The organism is Flavobacterium quisquiliarum, from assembly GCF_019308285.1.
Taxonomy (GTDB): domain Bacteria; phylum Bacteroidota; class Bacteroidia; order Flavobacteriales; family Flavobacteriaceae; genus Flavobacterium; species Flavobacterium quisquiliarum.
Genome location: NZ_WWEM01000025.1, coordinates 43,631 through 68,895, shown reverse-complemented (window position 1 = coordinate 68,895; position 25,265 = coordinate 43,631). Strand labels below are relative to the sequence as shown.

The following is a 25,265-nucleotide window of genomic DNA, read 5'->3' as shown; positions in this document are numbered from 1 at the left end:
TTTGTATTTCATGTGAATTCTTAGATTCCGTATTTCCCGGATTTAAATCCAAGTTTTGTTAAACCTTGTTTTACCTCAGGTGCATTCATGAATAATTTCCATAAAAGACCTGTTCTGTAATTTTCAATCATCACTACTTCAGGCCCTTGATCAATTGCCAGATAACGTTTTGCAACCCATTTATTTCCTAAACTAAGTGCATCGTAGAATCCCGCATCTCCCCAAGTTTCTTTTTTATGATTTTCGTATAAATTGCGGATAAAAGTCATAGACTCTTTTGGCGTATAAACAATTGAACTGATTGCTGCAGTAGGCGAAATCACGCCTTGATCATTGCTTGGCATATGTGCATTATATCCAATAGAACCGTCAGGATTTCTAGAATAAGATGCTGTTAATCCCCAATATTCTGGGCCGTATCCAGGAATTTTGTTAGGGTTTTCAACACAATACTGATAATTGATTTTGGTCTGATTTACATTTAAATCCCAATAATTAGCATATTTATCACTTAATTGATTTGGATCTAAACCAACGTAAGAATAATGCGCCCAGAATAAAGGCCCGCCAAATTCTTCAGCACCATTATGCATTAAAATTAAAGGCAGATTGTATTTTGTTTTTGGAGAAACTATTTCTCCGCCTCTTGCCCATCCTTCATGATACGCTTTTGCATCAATTGAATGAGTTGGCGAAGATGCCGCCATTACATAAGTAATCAGGCATTCATTATAGCCTTGAAGAGGAAAGTTCATCTGCCAAGCATAATTTGGCGACCAATGCCAATACAAAACATTTTTGTTATTAGTATACCATTGCCAGTCTACACCTTTCCAAAGTGCATCGTATTTTTGAGCAACTGCTTTCTCTTTTTCAGAACCCTCTTTAAGATATTCACGAACTGTAATCATTCCTGCAACCAAAAATGAAGTTTCGACTAAATCTCCACCGTTATCCTTGGTTCCAAAAGGTTTTACTTTTCCCGTATTTCCGTCAATCCAATGTGACCATGCTCCATGAAAACGATCTGCTTTGCCTAAAAAATCTGCAATTTTGTTCAGTCTTTCTACACCTTGTTCTTTTGTAATATATCCTTGAGACATTCCTGAAACCAAAGCCATTAATCCAAAACCTGAACCGCCTGTTGTTACAATATTTGAATCGTTTTCAGGATAATTTCCGTCAGGATGGTAACGCTCTCTGGCCAATCCAGAATTTGGTTCAGCATAATCCCAGAAGTACTTAAAAGTTTGTTTTTGAACAGCATCTAATAGCTGTTCATCTGTTAATGCCGCAACAACAGAAGTATTTTCCTGTACATCCTTTTTTGATTTATCGCCATTGCCGCAACCAAACAAAGTAAAAGCTAAAAATAAAACTGAAATTCTAATCATTATAAAGATTTTGAGATTGTAATAAATAATCACTTCCTCCAGAAAATTGAAGGAAGTGATTTTAAAGATTATAAATTAATATCCTCCAGGATTTTGGCTTGAATATCCAACTGATTCTCTGATAAAGAATGTTGGAATAGGCCATAATTCATGTTTTCCAACCACAAATGTTTTTCCATCTGCAGCCATCGCTGCTTGTGCTTGACCTGTTCTTACTAGATCAAACCATCTGTCGTGTTCAAATGCAAGTTCTACTCTTCTTTCTTTCCAGATTGCTGTTCTTACATCTCCTTGAGATACAGCTGGTGTATCTCCTAAATTAGCTCTATGTCTAACTTGATTCAACAACGGAATTGCTGCTCCAGTTTGTCCTAATTCGTTTAAAGCTTCAGCTTTCATCAATAAAACTTCTGCATATCTTAAATATCTAAGATTTGTATCTGTAAATTCAACATTGTAAAAGTCTGATGAATATGCTTTATAATTATACATTGGATTAGTTACTGTAGAAGCTACTACTCTACCATCATATAAAACTGAACCTCTAAAAATAATTGTGGCAGCTCTTCTTACATCGCCAGGCTCATAAGCATTTGCTAAACCTTGTGTTGGAGTGTTGAAGCCCCAGCCCCAGCCACCATTACCTCTTGGTGCTTGTGAAACTGTATAATTACCAATTCCAAGTTTTTGGTCAGATGTTGGTGAACCAACACCATTGATTTCAAAAATTGATTCAGAACCAAATTCTCCTTCTTTTTTAAATTGAAATGAATAATCTGAAACTAAAGAGTAACCAGTAACTTTATCACAATTATCAATTACATTCTGCCAGTTCTTTTCATATAAATTTACTTTTGCCAATAATGCATAAGCAGAACCTTTAGAAACTCTTTGCTTATCATTACCTGAATAAGTAGATTTATCAGGAAGTAATTCTGATGCTTCTGCTAAATCTTTTACAATAAAGGCATAAACATCAGCAACTGGTTTACGAGTCAACTGCATTTCTTTATCTTCTGCAGTTAATGGTGTATTCGTTAAACGATCAACAATAGGAACAGCTCCATAACCTTTTACTAAGGTAAAATACATAAAAGCTCTCATGAATTTTGCTTCTCCAATTAATCTGTTTCGTAATGCAGGAGTAACTTTATCCAATTGTGGTAAATAAGTCAATGCTTGATTACATCTATTAATACCGGCATAATTTGCTTTCCAAACACTCTCAAAAGATGGTGTTGAAGCATTGTAAGTTAATGCATCCATAACATCTTTATCAGTTCCAGTATCTCCAGGATCAGAACCTTTATCAGCATCATCAGAAATTATACTTGTTACTGCATTCCATCCAAAAGATGACATGTCCCAAGATAAAAATTGGTTATAAATTGCTGTAACCAATTCTGTAGCTTTACTGTCTGTATTTAGATAATCGATATCAACCGGAATTTTATCCGTTTGTTCCACATCTAAAAAGTCATCCGAACATCCTGCAAAGAAAAGTCCAGAAAGTAAAAACAATGATATATATATTTTTTTCATAATGTTAAAATTTTAAATTAGCTCCAATTACAAATGATCTTAACGATGGGTAAGCATCAAGCTCAACACCCTGAGTACCTGTCACTAATTCTCCGTCTCCTAATGCTTCCGGTGAAAATCCTGAGAATTTTTGAGTAATAAATGGATTAACAGCATTTACATAAATCCTGCAATAGTTAATAAAACTATTTTCTCTAATAGGAAGTTTGTAACCTACTGTAATGTTGTTAATTCTAAAGAAATCAGCTGATTCTAAATAATACGTTGAAGCAACTGGAACTTGGTTAAACGGAGCTGGATTGGAAGCTGTCGTATTTGTTGGGGTCCAAAAATCTCTTGTTAAAGAAGCTTCGACATTTTCTCCAGAGAAACGTTGAGCTTTTTTACCATTATAAACTTTTGCTCCTCCAGTACCATAACCATCAACAGAAAAGTCGATGTCTTTGTAAGTTAGACCTAAAGTAACACCATAGTTAGTAGTTGGTAAAACCGAACCTACATATTTTTTATCGTTAACTTCATTTAAAGCTCCCTGAGCAACTTTATCTCCATTAGCATTGTAGTACAACATCTGTCCATTTGCTGGATCTACTCCTGCATATTCGTACATGTAGAAACTACCGATAGGGCGTCCCACAGAGGTAAAATCAAGCAATTTAGTATTTTGTCCATTTCCTAAGTTTCCAGAAACAATTGGAGCAATAGATGGATTATTTAAACTTGCTAACTTATTTTGATTATGAGAGAAGTTACCACCTACCCAATAACTTAAGTTATCGTTAATTTTATCGTCCCAACGTAGTGCAATCTCATAACCTTTATTGGATACTTCTCCTACGTGTGTAGCAGTTCTTTGTATAAGTCCTGAAGTTGAATAAGGTAAAACATATAAAATCGCATTTGTTGTATTTTTGTCATATAAATCAAAAGATCCTTTTAATCTGTTATTGAACATCTCAATATCAAAACCTCCTGAAAGCTCTTCAACAATCTCCCATGATAAATTTGGATCGACAGATGAATCTACAGTAATTCCTGAACTTGAATCTGGTCCATAATTTAAACCAGATGTAAAAGTTTGATTATTTAATGGCACTTTTTGGTTACCTAATCTACCCCATGAACCTCTAATTTTTAAAAGATTAAGTTCTTTAACATTACTTAAGAAGTTTTCTTTTGTAACAATCCATCCAGCACCGAATGATGGGAAAGTTCCCCAACGGTTACCATCAGAAAATTGAGATGAACCATCACGTCTTACAGTACCTGTAAATAAATATCTATCCATTAACTTGTATTGGAAACGTGCAAAATAAGATGATAATTTAGATTGATTTAATGCAACATCATTATATCCTACAACACCTGCTGCATAAGGAACACCATCTAAAGCCCAGTAGTTTGAGTTAGACTCAACATTTTTTCTAGTAATTGTAAGTTTTTCTCTAGTACCAATAACGTTTGTTTCAATACCAGCAGTAACTTCAACATCATGAATTTCTGCAAATACTTTATTATAGGTGAAATAGTTAGATAAGTTCCAATTGAAATATTGGTCTCTATTTCTTGTCAAAGTATTAGTATTCAAACTGTTTGTATCATAAGCTGATGCAACACGGCTTGGATCTGCTGCTAACCATAAAGCTAAATTATCAACATAATTGTATTGCTTATATGTATAGAATTCTCCATTAAATTGAGATGTAAATTTTAATGATTTTGAAATATCATAATCCAATTTTAGACCTCCCTGTAAAATAACAGTTTGTTGTTTTTCATTATTGTAGTCTAAAGCTACTACAGGGTTTCCAACTGAATTAAATTGAGAACCAGTTTCAGCTGCAATTCCATTATTTACAAATGGAACACCATATTTCCCATCAGCATAACGCACAGGAACTATAGGAGATTGTCTATATGCTGATGTAAACGCAGATAGCGGCTGTGGTGTATTTTTGATAGAACTTACACTAAAATTTTGGCTTAGTTTAAGTTTTTCAGAAATTTTATACTCATTATTATTTCTAATAGTGGTACGAGAATAATCTGTTCCATTCAAAATACCTTTTTCTTCATAATTTGCTGCACTTAAGAAGTATTTAACACTTTCTGATGAACCAGAAATTGCAATATTATTTTCTGAGAATGTACCTGTTCTCGTAATTTTATCATACCAATTAGTATTGATCGGCTGATTCAAAGAAAATTTTGTTGGATCATTAAAAGCAGCATTACTATAACGAGCATATTCCTCGCTATTTGCCATTTTTACTTTCTTTAAAGCAGTTTTAAAACCACTGTAGCTATCAATATCTACAGTCATTTTACCTTTACCTGACTTAGTTGTGATCATGATAACACCATTTGCCCCTCTAGTACCATAGATAGCAAGTGCAGATGCATCTTTTAAAACTTCATAAGAAGTAATATCATTTGTGTTGATGTTGTTAATGTTATCCGTTGGCATACCATCAACTACATACAAAGGATTTCTACCTCCTAATGCAGTACCAACACCTCTAATAATTACTGAAGGTGTTCCTCCAGGAGTATTAGATGACGTAACCTGAACCCCAGCAGCTTTACCCTGAATAGCCTGAGTAGCATTAGACACTTTCATCTTTGTAATTTCTTCTGATTTTAAAGAACTTACAGCCGAAGTATTATCGATTTTCTTTCTTGTACCATAACCAATAACAACTACTTCTTTTAAAGCAGTATCACCTGCTTCTTTTAATGTAATAGTCATTTGACCTGCCGTTGCTGGTACAGAAACAGCGTCGAAACCAAGCATAGAGATTTTTAGTATTTCCCCAACTTTAGCATTAATGGTAAAATTACCATCGAAGTCAGCATCAGCAGTAGCTCTGGATTCTGGAGCACTAATAATGGCTCCTGGAACTCCCATTCCACTACTGTCTACTACTTTTCCTTTAATTGCTTGCGCCTGTCCCATCATATACGTAGGCAGCAACAAGAGTGCTAAAAAGCTAAAAATAAAATTTTTCATACAGTACGTAATCGTTTAAGTTAGTAGAGCCAAATTAAACAATTACAACGTTGTAGTACATCAAACACCACTACAACACAGCTACATCATTATGTTAAATTTTAAGAATATATATTTGATTATCAACAAAGTAATCGTTATCATTTTTTCTTTAACATAACGTTATGATGTAGTAATGATGTATTAGAATTATATAAAAATAGATATCTAAAAATATAATATCTGTAAAAAACAAAATCAAATCTTACAGACTTAATAAAAATTTTGATAGGTTTTCATCTTGAGTAAGGTTTAATTTCTTTCTGAGACGATATCTATGTAGTTCTACACCTCTAAAAGAGATGTTCATCATAGGAGCAATTTCCTTAGAAGAAAGGTTCATTTTTAGATAAACACATAATTTAATATCCTTTGGAGTTAAGTGTGGATATTTTTTAGAAAGATTGATGATAAACTCATTATGGATCTGATTCAAATTGGTTTCAAATATTTCCCATTCGTGCTTATTTACTTCATTAATCTTAATTGCTTTTTTAATTTCGCTTTTAAGTTTAGAAAAATCTTTTTCTGTTTCTAGAATTCCTTGGATTTTATCAATCATTTCTGTCTGCTTCGCAATTGATAACGATTTGCCTGCTACTTCAGAAGATTTACTTTGAAGTTCTAATTCTAAAATATGTTTTTCGTATTCCTGAAGATTGAGTTCATTTTCTTTTTTCAATTCCATTTCGAGAATTTCTCGCTGATGTTTTAATTCTTCAGCCTGCAATTTTAGTTTTTGCATATATCGAAACTTATTCCATTTGTAATAGAAAAATAAAACTGTCGCTATTACAAATAAATACAAAAGGATCATCCAAAAAGAAAAATACCAAGGCTCTGCAACTTTAAATTTGTAAACAGAAACTTTTTCATAATTTGCACCATCGTGTTTAAAGATTTCTACAGAATGATTCCCGCTGCTCAAATTGTTCAAAATAATCAATCCGTCAGAAATTGAAAAATAGTCTTTGCCCTTATCTAACTTATAAAATAAATTAGGCTTACTTGCTCCATAAATTCCTGAAATAGCATTTATTCTTAATTCGGTATTGAATTTAATTTTGGATTCATTCGGAACTAAAACATTATTGCTGAATGCTTCAATTTCTATTTTAGAGTTTTGTTTATTCTCATATTTTAGCTTAAGCGAAATAAATCCGTCGTCAAGATTAAACAAGTAATAATTGTCTTTTTTAAAGATTCTTAAATTTTCATTGATGAGTTTTCCCTTATAATATTTCTCCTGAATGATATTCCATATAAATTTGTTTCCTTCTACGTAAATGTGATAAAGGATTCCGTTTTGCAAAACCATAAAATGATCTTCATCTATAGAAACAATATCGGTTAGGTTTTTAAAATTTTCATTAAATAATTCGTTTTCTTCCAATTTACCAGCAATAGCATTGTAAGTGTACCAAACATTATTAATTAAAAAGAGAATTTCTTTTCTGAATTCAAAAATCTTGATCCCAAAATCGTTTATTATTTTACTTTGTTGTGTGACATTTTCAACTTTCAAAGTATTATAATTATCGTCTAATACAACACGATACAATCCACGATAATTATCGGCAGCCCAAATTTCATTTTTTTTATTCTGCGCTACATATTTTATAGGTTTCGCTAGATCTTTGATAATTTTATAGTGAGAAAGATCTGAAGGATTATCATAAACCAAAATACCACTGTAGGTAGACTGAAAATAGGTATCATTAATACTGCTCTTGGACATGTTCCAGCCTCCGCTGACACCATTAATCTTGGTCAGCGAATTATTTTCATATGAGAAAGTTCCATCATTATGGCCAATAATATACTTTCCGTCTATTAAAGAAATATTCCAGCCCTGCCCCTGTGTGTTGGGCATCATATTAAATTTTCCTGCACTGTATTCAAAGATTCCATGATTGGAGGCAATTAAATAGCCTTTATTAATAGTCGCAACAGAATAAACCGAACCTAAAAGTCCTGAATTGTCATAAAAGAAAGAAATCGGCGAATTGACCTCAACATGCGCAATTCCGTTATCCAACCCAACCCAAAGATCATTCTCTTTATCAAATCCTAAACTCAACACTGAGTTATTCATCAAAACATTATCTCGTTCAATATTTTTACAGGTGTTGTTTTTGAGATCTAAAATAATAATGCCTCGATTCCCTGTTCCAACAACCAGTTTTTCGCCTTTTATAAATTTTGCCACATTTATAGTAGCCGATTTCAAAGTTTCGTTTATTGGATTGTCCCAACTTTTTAAACCGTCTTTATCTACAACAAAAACACCTTTTTTCTGAGTAAATATATAGGTCTTATTTTCATGTTTTTCGATAGCATGAACAACCGTTTTCTTCAAAATGTCCCATCCTTTTGGATTAGAAATATATTTATCGTTCATTTTGAAAATTCCATCCTGAACAGAAGCCACATACAGATTTTCATCTACAGCAAAACAATACGAAATAAGGAAAGGAAATTTAATTTTTTTGATTGTCTTTCCATTATAAATAAAGACATCATTAAAGGATTGAAAATAAAGCGAACCATTAAATCTGAAAATTTTCCAGATTTCTTCATTATCTCTTTCATCAAACAATCTTAGATTTTTGGTAATCGAGACATAATGCATTGTTCCATTTTTTCGGTACCAATAACCAAACTCTTTATAAGAACCGGAATAAATTTTATCTCCTTCAATAAGAATAGATCTGATAATGGTTTTATTTGGAAGTGTATATTTTTCCCATTTTACTCCATCATAGCGAAGTAAATAGTGATTGTTAGCAAAATACATCGCATCATCATTTCCCTGAACTACATTCCAAATTTGATTATCTCCCTGATAATCGGATTTGCTGTAATTTTCTACGAAAGGAAGTAATTCTTGTGCTTGAAGTTGTAAAGCGATGAAAAAGAAGAAAACTGATTTTAAAAGTATCGATTTCAATATGTTCAGATTAAAACTCAAAGATACTCACAAAAATTTAATTTCTAAAAAGTAAAAAAGCTTCTCGATGGAGAAGCTTTTTAAACTATTAGAATTAATATTTAATTTTCAAGCAACTGAAAAACCTGATTGGCGATTTCATACTCTTCATCAGTAGGAACAACCAACACTTTTACAATTGAGTTTTCTGAGTTGATTTCTCTCAATTCTTTAGAACGAATTTGATTTTTTCCTGCGTCAATTTGAATTCCGAAATAATCCATATCGGTACAGATTAAATTACGCATAAATGACGAATTCTCGCCAATTCCTGCTGTAAATATGATAGCATCCAAACCGTTTAAAGCTGCCGCATAAGCACCAATTGTTTTTCGAATTCTATACGCATTCATTAATAAGGCTAGTTTGCAGTCTTTATCTCCTTCTTGAGCTTTAGATTCGATATCTCTTAAGTCGCTGTAACCTGTTAAACCAAGCATTCCGCTTTGTTTTAGCAAAATAGAATTCACTTCGTCTGGAGTGTAGCCAAGATTTTTCACTAAATAAAAGATAACCGACTGATCAATATCTCCAGCACGAGTTCCCATAATTAAACCATTTGATGGCGAAAATCCCATTGTGGTATCAATACTTTTTCCCTCTTTTACAGCACTCATACTGCAACCGTTCCCTAAGTGAATCGTAATGATTTTAGAATTCTTATCTAAGTAATTAATAGCCTTTTCTGAAACATATTTATGGCTTGTTCCATGAAAACCGTAAACACGAACTTTATGCTCAGTTAAAAGGAAATTCGGAATCGCATATTTATGTGCTTCAACTGGAATGGTCTGGTGAAAAGCGGTATCAAAAACAGCCACTTGTTTGGCATCTGAAAAAATTTCTTCCGCCACATTAATTCCAACCAAATGTGCGGGATTATGCAAAGGCGCCAACTCTGAAAGCTCTTTAATTTTTTCTTTAACTTCTTCTGTAATGATGGTCGTATCAGAAAAATAACTTCCTCCATGAACTACCCTATGTCCAACTGCTACAATCTCCGAAGTCGTTTTAATCACTCCTTTTTCAGGATCCAAAAGCAAATCCGAAACTTTCTGCAAACCTACTTTATGTGTTGGAATTGGCAATATTTCTTCTATTGAATTGGAAGCTGTTTTAAAAGTAATATTCGAAGTTTCTAAACCAATTCTATCAATCATACCCGAACAAATTACTTCGTTTGTCGGCATAACCATTAATTGATATTTAATTGAGGAACTTCCTGAGTTTATAATAAGTATTTTCATTTTTTATGTTTTTGCCGCAAAGGCGCTAAGTCACTAAGTTTATTTTATTGTTGGGATAGTACGCGGATGACGCAGATTTACTTCGTAAAGACTCGGATTAAAACGGATTTTTCATTTCGTCAAAAATAAAATCTGTGCAAATCTGCGTTTTCGTGATAGCGAATCTTTCTCATCCGTGTTCCTTTTTTTAATTTTTAATTCTCAATTTTTAATTGAGTTTACATTCCCTGCGCTTGAATTGCTGTAATTACCACTGTATTGATAATATCATCAACTGTACAGCCACGGCTTAGGTCGTTTACAGGTTTATTTAATCCTTGAAGCATTGGGCCAATTGCTAAAGCTCCTGTTTCTCTTTGAACAGCTTTATAAGTATTGTTTCCTGTATTTAAATCAGGGAAAATTAATACACTTGCTTGTCCTGCTACTTCAGAATCTGGCATTTTGCTTTTTCCGACACTTAAATCAACCGCAGCATCATACTGAATTGGGCCTTCAATCTTTAAATCAGGTCTTTTTTCTTTTACAATGGCTGTAGCTGTTCTCACTTTATCCACTTCATCTCCTTTTCCAGATGAACCTGAAGAATAAGAAAGCATGGCTATTTTTGGCTCAATTCCGAATGCCAAACTAGATTCTGCTGAAGAAATTGCAATTTCTGCCAATTGTTCTGCTGTTGGATTTGGATTGATGGCGCAATCTCCAAAAACAGAAACCCTATCTTCTAAACACATAAAAAATACCGAAGAAACAACTGAAGAATTTGGTTTAGTTTTAATGAACTGAAGCGCTGGTAAAATGGTATGCTGTGTCGTATGCGCTGCTCCCGACACCATTCCGTCTGCATGGCCTTTGTATACCATCATAGTTCCGAAATAAGAAACGTCTTCCATTAAATCCCTTGCCATTGTAATACTTACGTTTTTAGCTTTTCTCAATTCATAATACGTGTTCGCATAATCTTCGTAAAATTCAGATTCTATCGGATTAATGATGTTTACTTTAGAAAAATCAAATGTAATTCCTAATTCTACGACTTTATTTTCAATCTGCTTTTTATCGCCAATAATAGAAATATCAACCACATCCATATCTAATAATCTTGACGCGGCCGTAATAATTCGGTCATCATTTCCTTCCGGCAATACAATATGTTTTCTGTGTTGTTTCGCCCTTTTAACCATGTTATATTGAAACATTTTTGGCGTCATTCCCTCTGCTTGAAAAGTGATCAATCTTTCGGATAAAGCATCGTTATTTACATATTTTTCAAAAGTAGTAATTGAGGTTTCAATCTTATGTGTATTATTTGCATAGATTTCAGATTTTATAGACCCAATTTTGTTTGTAATATGATAAGTTCCGCCATCAACAGCGATAATTGGAACAATTGCCGAAAGTCCTTCTATAAGCTTTAAGATACTTTCTTCCGGAACAATATTTCCTGTCAAAATAATTCCTGAAATGGTTGGATAATTGGCTGATTCGTTTGCCTGTAAAGCACCTAAAATAATATCAGAACGATCTCCTGGAGTAATTACTAAAGCATTGTCATGTAAATGAACTAAATAATTATGCAATTGCATCGCCCCTACGCTGTAATGTCCGATTTCGTTATTCAGGTAATTTTCTCCAAATAACACTTTTGCATTCAATTCGTTTACAATTTCCTGCATTGTTGGATTATTTAAACTAGAGATAAGTGGAATAGTGTTTATCAAAACATTTGAAGGTAACGTTTTTTGAAGGCTATTAGTAACCAATTCAATGTTTTCGGGCTGTACTTTATTAGCAAAAACCGATAAAACTTCTACCTCTTTTACTTTAAATGAATCATACACTAAATACAAGCTGTCTAAAAGTTCTTCTAAGGTTTTACCAACTCCCGAACCAACAATTATGGTCGGAATTCCTAAGTTTTTAGCGATTAAAACGTTTAAATCTAATTCAATCGAAGTTCCTTCTCCTGTAAAGCTTGTTCCTTCAACCAAAACGAAATCAAAACGCTCTTCCAGTTTTTTATATTTTTCAATAATCAAATCCAAAACCTCGCCTATTTTTCCTTTATTCTTTTTCTTGATTAATCTGCTTTTTGTAATCGCATAAGCATCCTCAAACTGAATATCAAGGTTAAAATACGACAAAACTGTCTCAATATGATTATCTACCTCGCCGTCAACAAAATCTTCGATTATAGGCCTAAAATAACCCACTTTAGCAGTCTTTCCAATCAAGATACTCATTAAACCGAGCGTGATAATCGATTTACCACTATTGTGATCACTAGTGGCTATATATATTGCTTTACTCATAATTATTTATATTTATTCTAAATAACAAATTTAATAGAAATCATTCCTTTTTTACTGAAACAAATGTTAAAACCAGCGTCGCTTTTTGAAATAGACAATCAAAGCTATCACTAATAAAAACATAATGCCCATGACTATAAAATAACCATTTCTCATTTTGAGTTCCGGCATATATTCAAAGTTCATTCCGTAAACTCCCACAATAAAAGTAAGAGGAATAAAGATGGCTGAAATTATCGTCAAGGTTTTCATAATTTCATTCATTTTTCGGCTTTGTTCCGAAAAATAGAAATTAGAAGCACTCTCCAATGCACTCATATCTGATTCTATCTGTTCTAAAAGCTCTAAACTCTTTTGATGAAGTCTGATAAAGAAATTAAAAGTTTCTTTCTGTATAAGTCCATTATTTTCATCATCATCTTTAATCGTTTTAAGATAGTATAATGAATCTCGAAGTGGCACGATAGATCGTTTTAAAAAATTAAAATTATCGCGATGATTCTCAATTTTCTCCAGAATAACCGGATGCGCTCCTTTCTTAGCTTGATTAATCAATTCTTCGATTTTTTCCTCTTCGTCTTCAATGGTAATATAGAAGTTTTCCATTACGGCATCAAGTAGTAAATAAAGAAGATAATCTACTTTTTTTGTCCTTACAATTCCTGCATGTGTGCGAAGACGCTCTCGAATATGCGTAAAGAAATCACTTCGTTTTTCCTGAAATGAAATTAGAATTCCTTCTTTCAGAATAAAACTGATCTGCTCAACGCTGATATTATCTGAATATTCAGAAGGCAAAAGGGACTTTATATTGAAGAATAAAACATTTTGCTGTTCTTCTAGTTTAGTTCTTTTGGTTGTATTTAAAATATCGGCAAGGAGAAAATCATCCAGTTTAAAATGAGTTCCAATTGTTTTAATCAGATTAATGTCATTCAAACCATGAATATTGAGCCAATTATTCTTAGTATAGTCAAAACAAGAATTTAAAGCTAAAACTGTAAACTTATCATATTCAACGACATCTGCATCATCATAAACAAAAAGCTGCATCTCAGTTTCATGTTCTTTGTGCGTTCCTGTATATTCTAAAGTAATATGCTGCAGCTTGCGTCCTTTCTTGTATTTGATCTTTCTCATTCAAAAAAATTTACAATAGTAATATTACGAAAAAGAATTCGAAGAAGAAATGACAATTATCAGTTTGTAGCAAAACTGCGGTTAGACAAACCGATTCACATATCTAAATTCATCTATAGACATAAAAAAACCGAGTTATTTCTAACTCGGTTTATTTTGGTATATAAGAACAATATTTATTTTTGATTGCGGTATAGCAAGACAGTCGTTTTCTTTAAGATGAATTAAATTTCAGTATTTAAAGAGGATTCTACAAAACTAAAAATCACCTCAGCGGGTATTGCCAGAGAACAAGTGCGGCTAAACCGAGCTATATTAATTCCCATAAAAGTTCCGTCAGTTTTAAAAACAGGTCCTCCACATTGATGAGGTTGTAACTTTGCATCATGAGCAAAAACAGATTCAAAGTTATCAAATCGTTCACTTCTACCACCCTGAAATTTATTGGCAGGATGATCACTTAAAGGGGATTCTCCTAATACTACAGCATAATCAAACTCTTCTCCGTTTCTTAATCCCTTTATCGAAATAGTATCTCCAACCGCATACTGCATTAATTCCCTACCATAATCTTCAGGTTTAATAACAGCAATTCCGTTAATAAATTTAACCTGATCCTGTACCTTAAGACCTGCTTTTGCTGCTGGACTATCTGGGCCTAAACTCGTAATAGTTATATTTCCTTTAATAAAATTGGCACCTGCACCAAAGTAACCTTTAGCAGGTTTAGTCTTAAATTCAAAGACTCTAGATCCTAATGAACTTAATTCATTTTTATTATCACTTAAAAAACTGACAAGGGTTGTTCCAGGATTTTCAAATGAGTTAGCAACTTTAGTTTTAGAAATGGCTTCTTTATCAATTTTATTGATTTTTATAAGTGCTAAATCATTTGGCAGACTAGTGGTAAAAACTTTTGCATTGTAAAATTTACCATCAATTTTAACTAAAAAATCGTTTATCAGCAGACTGCTTTTGGTAACAATCCATGTGAATTTTCCTGATTTTTTCTCGGGTTTAATAAGCGTGCCAAAAGCTACTACTTCTGCCCTATCAACCTTGCTTACTATTTCAACTGTGCCTTTTGCTACTAAACTATATGATGGAATACTTACATTATTGATAAGTTTATCCTTTAAAGCGTCAGATGTAAACTGTTGTTTATTTGAAGGTAATTCTGCGTAATTTATCGGTTGCAATAAATTGTCCCAATATTCTCTAAAAAGATTGATCGGTGACTCGTAATTAATGTCTTCATCTATAGCTATACGGCTATGAATTGCAATAACTCTTCCCAGATTATCAAAAAGCGGCCCTCCAGAATCCCCCGGTTCCATTTTGCAGGTTGAAACCATAAATCCCCATGGATCTAACACGGTTGCTACTTTACCTACACGTATTGTTGGAATATCTTGATTGAGTGTTGTTGGATAAGCTATACTGATACACAAATTATCAGTACTCATACTGTCAGACCAGCCCATTTCAGCAAAAGGATAAGTTCCCGGATCAATTATTTTAAGCATTCCTATATCCGGTCTTCCTTGCATCGATTTAATTCCCATTCTTCCCATAGCTTTAGCTTTCACCGTTTTTCCATCAGGAAAATGTACCCTGTAAAAATTACCTGGATGAATTGCATGAGCTGCGGTTAAAATAATTCCTTCCTGTGTCACGACGACACCCGAAAACTGCGGGCTGTTTTGTTTTAAGTTTAAACTATCAATACCCCACAGCTTTACAGCTGCGGGATATGATTTTTCTAAAACTTTTTTGATGGCTTTATCTTGAATTTCTGTATTCTGTGCTGTTAAAACGCTGTGGGTTAACAGCAGCAATACAAATATTTTTTTCAGTAGAACAAATGCTGTTTTTTTACTTTTCACTTTCAATTGCTTTAGCTAACTGGTCTTTTAAGGATTCGCTGAAACCAGTAAATTTCTGAATTATTTTACCTTCTCTATCAATTAAAAATAAGGTTGGTATACCTACAATCATAAATTCTTTTAGAGTCTTTTCTTTATCGGGACTTAACACTTGGGACCATGGCATATTTTCTTGTGCCATAGCTTTGCGCCATGCTTCTTCATTAGAATCTACGGAAACACTCAACACGTCGAATCCTTTGTCTTTATATTTAGCGTAAAGTTCTTTTACCGCAGGAATGGCTTTTCTGCAGGGACCGCACCAGCTTGCCCAAAAGTCAATCAGAACATATTTACCTTTAAAAGACTCTATGCTGATTACATCTCCATTAGGAGAAGGATAAGCAAATGAAGGTATCTGACTTTTATTTTTTAATGAATTTCGAATATTCTTTTTGGTTTGATACTCCTTATCCAGATATTTCAGATTCTCAGATTGTGGATATTTTTTTAGTGCTTGTTGTATATTTGATTCAAAAAACGCACTATCAGCATCAGTAGGATACAAACTCAGTAAATAAGCAATGGCAGGACTATCCGAGTTAACTTCAATAAAGTTCTCCAAACGAAGTCTGTTAAATTCACCTGATTTTTTAATAAATCCGTCACTCTTAATATGCTTTCTCCAGGTTGAATCCTGCTGTGCAGTACGGTTTGCCATTAGCCATTCATCATTCAATATTTTCATTTCTTCGGAAGCAAGATATTGATTGTAATCAGCCGCATTAATAATTTTAGTTGCTTTAGAGCTACTTTGCAGTTCAACAAAACCGGAATTTTTCATTTTAAATTTAGACGTATCATAACCACGAGCCGAAACTTTTACATCTGCCTCGGCCCAAAAAGATGCGGTCTGCCATTTTAAAATATCTAAGGAATACAGCGTTTGTTTTTTATTCGTTTTTAGTTTGAAATCTCCCTGCTCATTTATTTCTGTTGAATCGATAAGTTTTCTTTGATTTCCAATTCCTTCATATAACCAGATCTTATTGTATTTTTTAAAAATCTCCGGGTTTAGATTTTGAACGTGTCCATGAATAAGAATTGATTTCTCTGATTGTGCTTGTAAGAAAAATGATGCGAAAAAGAAAAAAATGAAACTTAGACAAAAAGGGGATAATTTTTTTAATTGTATCATAATAACTTATTGTTTAAATATTTCTTTTAATGTTTGATCTAGTTCTTCGTGTCCTGCGCCTTTCCAACGTTTAACTAATCGTCCTTCTTTATCTAATAAAATTTGTGTAGGATATGCTTCTATACTATACATTTCAACAACATCTTGTTTTAGATTAATTTCGTTGTTAATAACATTTGTCCAGGTTAACCCGTCTTTTTCAATAGCACCTTTCCAATTTTTTTCAGCTATAGTCTGACTTTGAACTTTTTCACTTGCAACACCTAAGATTTCAAAACCTAACGATTTGTATTTAGCATACAATTCTTTTAAATGAGGATTAGCTGCACGACACGGGCCACACCAGCTGCCCCAAAAATCTAACAGTACATATTTTCCTTTAAAATCGGAAAGTTTAACCAGCTTACCATTTACATCAGGTTTGGTAAAATCAGGCATCGCACCACCATCGCTTATTATTTTATTGGCCTCAATTTTAGATTTTATCCCCAGACCATATCTGGTATTTTTGTATGTTGGGGACAAGGCATTGAATGCCTGTTCCAACTCGCTTTCAGAATAACTTTTGGATGTTTGATTTAAGTAATAAATGCTGGCAAGTAAATCGGGATTTTCTTTAATAAAAGCATTTTTACCATCTTCAATAGCCTTTCGGTTGGCCATCATCTTTTTTACATGCTTCTCGGTCTCTTCTTTAATACCCATCATACGTATTTCCGTGAATTGTTGTTGAAGCGCCATCATTTCTTTTATGTTTTTGGCTTGTATTTTTCTTAGTTTTGTAAAACCGTCATTATGGATATCGCCTGTTACTTCAGCCAGATGCAGTTCCTCTACATTACCATTGACAGTAATATTTGCTCCTTTACTAAGGACAATTTCTAAACCTGGAGCTGGCATATACATCCCTGTTTTACCTCCACCTAAATAGATGTTGCGATCGTAACTTGTTCTTAATTGAGTAACGATAGGCTCATCTGTGGCTTTACCGCTCAATTCAAATACATCATTTTTTGCTTGTACTTTAATATCTCCTTCAGGCCCAGGAACAATTATTTGCTCGTTACCTTGTCCTTTAATTTTTCCTTTAATGGTAAAATCTTGTGCACTAACTGCAATTGCAGCAGAACACATTATCACTGAAATTATAAACTTTTTCATTTATTTAGTTTTATTGTTTTTTGTTATTAATTACTTATTATTTTATCCCGATACATTTGTGGCGTATCGGGATAAAATCGATTACCTGACAATAAATGGTTTCCATGCCATGGCTTTAATTTTACCAAACCCTGTGTACTTTTTTTCTGTACCAGTTATTATTGCCCCATTGGTTTCATTTACCCCCATTTGATAAACCGATCCTGTTTTTGTGCTTTCATTATACGTTGCGATGTATAAAATCTTACAAAAATTCTTAGGATCATATATAACACCTGTAGCTCTATTTTGATTATAATATTTTTGTAAAGAAATTGTTGTTATGGTTTCGCCTGCCGGAGGAGTCCAAAGTCTATCTGTAGTGCCAGGCGTGTATTTAAATTGATATAAATTATTAGACGAACTATAGTAAAATACTTCGCCATATGCCCCTGCGGCAATAGCATTAACACCTGCTATTTCGGGACACGAACTCATGTTATATTTACCTCGTCCAATTGTAGTGGTCTCTCCGCCAATAAAATTTGCAGTTAGTAAAAAATAACTGCCAACAGCATCTTTCATAAGCATATGTTCGAAATTGCTGAATCCTAAATCAGAATCGATTAATTCTAAACCGACATTATTGACATCAAATGCTGCCGTTGCAACCTGTGCAGTTGCAATAGGAATAATTTCTGCGCCTCTGGAAACCACTTTTACAAACTTCTTTTTGGTTTGGTCATATAAAATTGCGTCAAAAGCTGCACTCGTCGCAGTTGCCATCCAAGGTGCTAATTTTCCATAGCTGCCTGCTAATGCATCATTAAATGCTCTGTCTCCAGGTGCAATAATGGTATAATCAACCACATGCAACTGATTGTTATTTATTAGAAATTCCTTTCTGGCTATAGTTGCATTGACAAATTCAGGAGTTTTTACTGCTGGAGGCGTCCAAAATAATTTATCATTAAAAACAGCAGTACTTCTAAATGTTGTGGGATCAACGCGAACAGCATCATTAGTGCTTTGTATATATAAAGCATGAGCTCCGGTTAAGTTAGCAAGTGAATAAATTAGCGAACCTGGTTTACCAGATATCGGAGCTCCATTAGCATTTGCATATAAATCATAATACACCCGTTCATTAGTGGCGGTTTTAGAAATTTCATTATTAGTTATCAAACCAACATCTGTATTACCATCTTTTTCGTAGAGTACCATCCAGCCTTCGGCTAAAGAAGGAGTGACAGCCACAGGAAATTTTGCAAATGTTTTTACTCCTGTGTTTGTATTGGTTACTGTAAAAAGCACCTCCCAAACTAATTCATTGGCCGTAATCTCTTTATGAAGGTGTAAAGTAGTTGCTAAATCGTGTCTTTCCTGGACATCTCTATTGATCTGGGCGGGATACATTTCCCAACTGAAACTTAACTCTTTAAATTGAGGGTTTTCAGGATTTACTTGTGTACCCTTATAGATTACTTTAGGTTTTAACGTTAAGGTATCATAACGCAAAATAGAATAAGAGGTTTCCATTTCAGAAACATCAATAGTTACTTCATCTAACTTTTGATACTCATAATTCCCTTTATCATCATAACAGGAAACCATGGTAATCATAAGAAACAAGAAGCTGTACAACTTAAATATATTTGCTTTTCTCATTTTTATTTTTTTTAATTAGTCTTATCCAAAGATTATGGAAAAACAACTAATACATTATTTTCATCTCTCAAAGGCTGACTGTGCTCTTGATTGTACTTTATCAATTCGCTTTTGCAGCGATTTTGATAATACTGGGCACGCGTATAACTAATTTCATTAGGAGGAACCGGTGTGCCTGTGTAACGAACTTTGAATACTGGTGCTTCACCGATTATGGTTGTAATAAATTGAAATTTCACATCAGAGTAGACACCGAAAAAGGTAGACAATCTGTAATAAGGAAGCGGGTCTACATCCCAATGAGCCGGTTTACTAAATTTGTCCTTGAAAACAATTTTTAAATCAGAACGTTCTGTAATTCCCTTTTTAAAGTTTTCATTTTCTTTAAGACCAAAAACAATCTTAGCAGACTTATTCTTAAAATCAGAAGAACGATAAATATAAACAGGAAAAACATCTTGATAGGTATTTGCTTTCAATACATAGTCCTTTAACTTATAATGAACTCCTTTTAAAATTACAGTGGTATCTCCACCTATTGGCTTTAACCTGAAAGTTCTGTCTTGAGCACTAGAGAATCCCGTTAGTCTAACAGAAAACATTATGCTGTCGACGCTGTTAAGTGATTTAAAAGCATAGTTGTACTCCAAACTATCTGGTTTTGTAGTGTTAGTGCCTAACCATAAATTCAGTCCGCTGAAATCTTCAGGAAATACTGATTTGGGTTCCTCTTCACATCCTATAAATAGCAAGGAGCAGATTAGTATTGCAAATGTTATATTTTTCATAGTGATGAAATGTGTTTTTTAATTATTGATTATCTACTCTGCCAGGTGCGTTATTAAGCTCACTTATTGGAATTGGTAATTTGTAACCTTTAATAGCTATTATATCATTAATTGGCGAACGAGGAATACGGCTTGAGTTTAATCTTTTATGAAAAAAGAAGAGTTGTCCTTCACCTATAACATCCTTTCTAAATTCTTGCAATAAAACAGTATCAAATACAGTACGATCAATATTCATTGTGGTTAACCCTCTATGTATTCGTACTTCATTAATCATGGCTGAAGCTTTTGTAATATCTGTATCTTTGAGTGCTTCCGCGGCAATAAAGTACATTTCAGACAATTTGATAATTGGCATTTTATTGCGATAAGCAGTCGGCCAGCTTGTACTTTCTAATTGTTCGTACTTTCTTAAAAAATAATTCCCTTCATTGTTTGCTCTGTACCAGTATAGATATCTGTAATCATCTGAATTACTATCGTAATATTCGGTTCTGGTTGCAGGAAACATATAAAAAACATTACTGCCACCTGTTGTGGTAAACGAGTTTTGATATATAGTATTCATTCGAACAATATTTAAAGCAAATAAATGTTCCGTAGAAAATATAAGGTTTGCATTATTTGCATCTACCAAACTATTTTGAGTAATCCAGGGGAATTTCGCTGAATTTATTACCTCCATAGCATTTGAGACTGCTTGAGCATAATCCTGTTTGTAGAGATAAGCTCTTGCCAAGAGTCCTTTGACTGCATAATAATTTAAATGCACCTGACGATTCATTAAATATCCATTATCATCTGCAATAGTAATTTGCCGGCCTGTTACTACAGGATCGTTTTTCAATAACTCTGCTGCTTGGTTCAAATCAGTAATAACATTAGTAATTACGGCATCTACTGAAAGTTGCGGTGCAATTCCCTTACTGGCTTTTGTGAAATAGGGAATCGATAATTTGTTTGGGTTTTCCTTGTAGCTTGCCCCAAATACACGAAGAAGATCAAAATGAATCCATGCTCTTAGTGCTAAAGCCTCTCCTTTTATAATGTCAAAATTATTATCCCTAAAGACTCCTTTTTTAGCATCAATTTCTTCTAGTAATTTATTATCATTAGCTATTGCGTTATACATCTGATTCCAAATAGCATCAATTCTGTTTAAAGATATAGTACTATTTTTATAATCATAGGTTTTATCAAAGTCATAAGAAATACTTTGAAAATCCCATTCAGCCCCTAAAACACCCATTAATCCAAAGGTCATTTCTCTTCCATATAATGGTTCGTAGGCCAAAGTCGTGTAAACGCCTGCCAATGCCTCTTTGAAGCCACTTTCGGACGAAAATAAATTACTATCGCGAACTTGGGATTTGGGTTCAACATCGAGCCAGTCTGTACAAGAACTCAAAACTAGCGATAGTGCTAAGACTATTATTTGGAGAAATATTTTATATATTTTCATTGTTTAAAACTTTATACGTTAATATTGCATCACTTAAAATGATGCTTGGACAGAAAAAGAAAACGTTCTTGCAAAAGGAAAATCTAATCCTCTTTCGGCTCTAATAGTTGAGATTCTTGCTAAATCATTACCGAATAGTGTCAATCTTAATCTGCTTAAATGCGATTTTTCTAAAAAGTTCTTATTTCTAAAATCGTAAGAAACATTCACAGAATTCAATAGTAATTCATCAAGATCTTGAACAAATCGGGAACTTGGGTTGGTTCGGGTTGGAGTACGGCCAATTGCTTTAAAGAAGACATTATCTCCTGGATTTTTCCATGTATCAGTAAATACACGTTCATCGACATTATATTGAATATCCACATTTTCTACTCTATCTACTAAAGTTTGATTGTAATATTGGGCTCCTACACGATACGAAAATGCGCAGTTGATACCAAAACCTTTGTACTGTGCATTAAATCCAAAACTTCCTCGCACTTTAGGAGTAGATTCTCCTACAGCTACCTGATCATTTGGATCCCAGACATAAGTTAGCTCTCCATTCTTTTTTACAAAAATTTCACTCCCTGTAGCAGGATCAATTCCCATAGATCGAACAGCCCAGATAGCAGTAGTCGATTTTCCTTCCTGATATCTTACAAAGGGTTTTGTAGATGTGCCTCTATCTGCTTCTAATTCATCATTAACTGAGTTCAGTGCATCCGAAATTTTAACTAATTTGTTTTTATTAGATCCAACGTTTAAAAATAAATTAACAAAACTATTGCTGGAAGGATTACTCCATACTTTATAGTTTAAAGTGGCATCGACACCATTATTTCTTATTTCGCCTAAATTTTCTGAAATAGTGCTAAACCCTACTGATCCGGGCATTGAAACAGGTGTTAGCAGGTTATTAGTGAGACTTATGTAATAATCAAATCGTAAAGATAATTTGCTCCATAACCCTAAATCTAGACCAAAGTTATAATCTTGCGTCTGCTGCCACTTCAACTGATCGTTTGCCAGACCTATTAATTTTGCCCCCACAATGTTATCATAATAACTATCTGTAAAATAGTTGTAAGTAGCCATGGCTTGATAGGGATTAAAATTCTGGCTTCCTGTATATCCTGTAGAAGTGCGTAATTTTAACTGCGTTATCCAATCTTGTTTGAAGAATTTTTCTTTGTGAATATTCCATCCTAAACCAACCGACCAGAAATTCCCCCAGCGGTTATCGGCACCAAATATGCTGGATCCTTGCAAACGATAGGTAAGATCTGCTAAATAGCGGTCATCATATGAATAGTTTAATGCAGAAAGTAATCCCGTTTCACGAGTAAGAGCATCAGAACCTGATGGTCGTCCATCTTGAGCATATTGTCTTGCAAAATTTATATAATCAACTCTGTCATTTAAAAATCCTTGAGCATGTACACCATGGCTTTCGCTTCCCACTTCATATAAATTCCATCCGGCATTTAGATAAAAAAGGTGTTTATTGATCGTTTTGGAATAATTTAGCGTAAGATCTGTTTTAATAGAATGGCTTATACCATCGGTTATGGTATAATCCCCTCTTCTATAGAAATCTTCTTCCGAATATTCAGCATAGCGGGTATGATTGGCAGGATAAAAATCTTCTCTGGTTTCATGAATCTGCGTATAGCCGATACGACCAACAATTTTAAGTGCCTTGGAAACAGTCCACTCTGCTTGAAAATTATTGGTAATATCAATGTAATCACTAAAATTTTTAGTTCCTAACATGGCATTAAATAATGGATTATAATAGTTTACAGGAGTTCCAGATCCGGAATTAAACTGTCCTAATAATTTTTTAATATTGCCATTATCATCATATGGTGTCCAATACGGATTTAATCTTGTGTATTCCGAAAATGAACCATAAGGAGAATCGTAAGCATGATTGCCGGTAACCGTCAAAATATTTCTAAAAATGAAATCACTCACACGATACGATAAAAATATATTGCCCGAAGTCGTTCTGCGCCCTGATTCTTTCATAACTCCTGGTATGGAGTTATATGTTAAATCTGCTCCGTAAGTAAAATTATCATCTCCTCCTTCTAAAGACAATGTACTTTTATGCCCCACAGCTGTTGTTAAGGGCTGCGAAAGCCAATAGGTATTAACTCCTCTTGCTACCTCAGCATAGGTTCGATTATATTGCTCTTTAAGTAATTGTTCACTATAATAAAAACTAGAACTATACCTTCCTGCGTTTAATTCTACTTGTAGTTTTTGCTCAGCATTGGTTAGATGATAACTGCTCAAATCCGGAGCGGTTACATTTAAATCTCCCGTATAGCTTACTCTCAGTTTCCCTTTTTGAGGTCTTTTAGTTTCAACTACAACAACTCCGTTTGCCGCTCTGGATCCATAAATAGCTTTTGCAGCGGCATCTTTAAGGATCGTTACAGCGGCTACCCTGTTCATATCCAGGTCGTAAATTTTCTGCAGAGTAGTCTCAAACCCATCCAAGATAAACAATGGGGAATTAGGGTTATTTGCATATTCGCCACTTAAACCTGGTAAGCTGTTAGCTCCTCTGATTTGTACATCTGGTAAAATATTAGGATTCGATCCAGCAGCTATATTATCAATCTGAACAAATGAGGGGTCTAGTACTTTTAAACTTTGAATTAAGTTCTGATTTCCTATAGTTCTCAATTCAGCGGCAGTAAATGTAGATGCCGCGCCGGTAAAACTTTCTTTATTTCTGGTGTAGATTCCTGTAGATACAATTTTTACAGCCTGAAGTTCCGTAACATCTTCTTCTAAAACTACTTTAATCTGCTTATTATTAAAAATTTCAACTTCTTTAGTTTTATAACCTATATATGAAAATTGAAGAATATCATTTTCAGCAACTTGTATAGTAAATTGTCCATTCAAATCTGTAACTTCAGTAGACTTTGTCTTTTTTGAAGTTACACTTACTCCTGGTATAGCTAAACCCTTAACATCTGTTACAATACCAGATATCTGAATTTCTATTTGCTGATTAGAATTACGCGGAATTGCTACAAGAGAAGGTTTGATTACAATAGTGTTATTTCCAGCTAATGAAAACTCAAGCTTATTAGCTGTAACACACTTTTCAAGTAAATCTGAAATTTTAACTGTTCCCTTTTTTAAATTTACCTTGGGTGCATTTAAAAACAAATCTTGAGAATAGATAAAATTGTAATTGGTTTGCTGGATAATTAAGTCAAATATTTCATTAACACTAATTGTCACGTCTTTCTTTATCACAATTTTTTCATTCTGAGAAAAAGCTATTGTTGGCGACATACTAAAAGCAGTGAGGCAGCTAAATAACAATATGGTTCGAATCATAAAAATAAAATATCGATCCCGATAAGAGGGACGAAAAATGGTTTGGTTAATTTTCATAAATTTGTAATGGTGATTGGTTATTAAAAATAATTGGTCATTGGGAATCAAAAAGGGGGATTG

General features: G+C 33.6%; 14 protein-coding genes. All 14 read right to left on the bottom strand.

From position 1 onward, the window contains the following. Positions 1–20: 20 nt before the first annotated feature. The 14 genes from GSY47_RS11655 to GSY47_RS11590 all read right to left on the bottom strand — a co-directional run bounded on the left by GSY47_RS11655 (position 21) and on the right by GSY47_RS11590 (position 25,100). Positions 21–1,394 (bottom strand): glucoamylase family protein, encoded by a 1,374-nt coding sequence (locus GSY47_RS11655; protein ID WP_179003311.1) that lies wholly within the window; start codon positions 1,392–1,394, stop codon positions 21–23. Between the two features lie 75 nt (positions 1,395–1,469). Further along, on the bottom strand, positions 1,470–2,936 hold the full coding sequence (locus tag GSY47_RS11650; RefSeq protein ID WP_179003310.1) for a RagB/SusD family nutrient uptake outer membrane protein: 1,467 nt from the start codon (positions 2,934–2,936) through the stop codon (positions 1,470–1,472). Positions 2,937–2,940: 4 nt separating this feature from the next. Beyond that, the gene (locus tag GSY47_RS11645) at positions 2,941–5,946 is read right to left on the bottom strand and encodes a SusC/RagA family TonB-linked outer membrane protein (RefSeq protein WP_179003309.1); all 3,006 of its coding nucleotides are present in this window, start codon (positions 5,944–5,946) and stop codon (positions 2,941–2,943) included. Positions 5,947–6,190: 244 nt separating this feature from the next. Further along, positions 6,191–8,935 (bottom strand): helix-turn-helix and ligand-binding sensor domain-containing protein, encoded by a 2,745-nt coding sequence (locus tag GSY47_RS11640; protein WP_179003308.1) that lies wholly within the window; start codon positions 8,933–8,935, stop codon positions 6,191–6,193. A gap of 101 nt (positions 8,936–9,036) precedes the next feature. Beyond that, positions 9,037–10,221, bottom strand: coding sequence for an acetate/propionate family kinase (locus GSY47_RS11635; RefSeq protein ID WP_179003307.1), 1,185 nt, complete (start codon positions 10,219–10,221; stop codon positions 9,037–9,039). A gap of 218 nt (positions 10,222–10,439) precedes the next feature. After that, the gene (gene pta, locus GSY47_RS11630; RefSeq protein ID WP_179003306.1) at positions 10,440–12,533 is read right to left on the bottom strand and encodes a phosphate acetyltransferase; all 2,094 of its coding nucleotides are present in this window, start codon (positions 12,531–12,533) and stop codon (positions 10,440–10,442) included. Positions 12,534–12,599: 66 nt separating this feature from the next. After that, complete coding sequence (gene corA, locus GSY47_RS11625; RefSeq protein WP_179003305.1) at positions 12,600–13,673, bottom strand: magnesium/cobalt transporter CorA; 1,074 nt, start codon at positions 13,671–13,673, stop codon at positions 12,600–12,602. 224 nt (positions 13,674–13,897) lie between these two features. Next, positions 13,898–15,559: a S1C family serine protease gene (locus tag GSY47_RS11620; protein WP_179003304.1), complete on the bottom strand. Its 1,662-nt coding sequence runs from the start codon at positions 15,557–15,559 to the stop codon at positions 13,898–13,900. Further along, positions 15,549–16,736: a TlpA family protein disulfide reductase gene (locus tag GSY47_RS11615; RefSeq protein ID WP_219071367.1), complete on the bottom strand. Its 1,188-nt coding sequence runs from the start codon at positions 16,734–16,736 to the stop codon at positions 15,549–15,551. The genes GSY47_RS11620 and GSY47_RS11615 overlap by 11 nt, the downstream gene beginning before the upstream one ends. Positions 16,737–16,742: 6 nt before the next feature. Beyond that, positions 16,743–17,897, bottom strand: coding sequence for a peroxiredoxin family protein (locus GSY47_RS11610; protein ID WP_179003302.1), 1,155 nt, complete (start codon positions 17,895–17,897; stop codon positions 16,743–16,745). A gap of 81 nt (positions 17,898–17,978) precedes the next feature. Further along, the gene (locus GSY47_RS11605) at positions 17,979–19,544 is read right to left on the bottom strand and encodes a PKD-like family lipoprotein (protein WP_179003301.1); all 1,566 of its coding nucleotides are present in this window, start codon (positions 19,542–19,544) and stop codon (positions 17,979–17,981) included. Positions 19,545–19,576: 32 nt separating this feature from the next. Then, entirely contained in the window at positions 19,577–20,332 is a 756-nt protein-coding gene (locus GSY47_RS11600; protein WP_179003300.1) for a DUF4843 domain-containing protein, read from the bottom strand. Between the two features lie 22 nt (positions 20,333–20,354). Then, positions 20,355–21,740, bottom strand: coding sequence for a RagB/SusD family nutrient uptake outer membrane protein (locus GSY47_RS11595; protein WP_218651402.1), 1,386 nt, complete (start codon positions 21,738–21,740; stop codon positions 20,355–20,357). 87 nt (positions 21,741–21,827) lie between these two features. After that, positions 21,828–25,100, bottom strand: a complete 3,273-nt coding sequence (locus GSY47_RS11590; RefSeq protein ID WP_218651401.1) for a SusC/RagA family TonB-linked outer membrane protein — start codon at positions 25,098–25,100, stop codon at positions 21,828–21,830. Between the last annotated feature and the right edge of the window lie 165 nt (positions 25,101–25,265).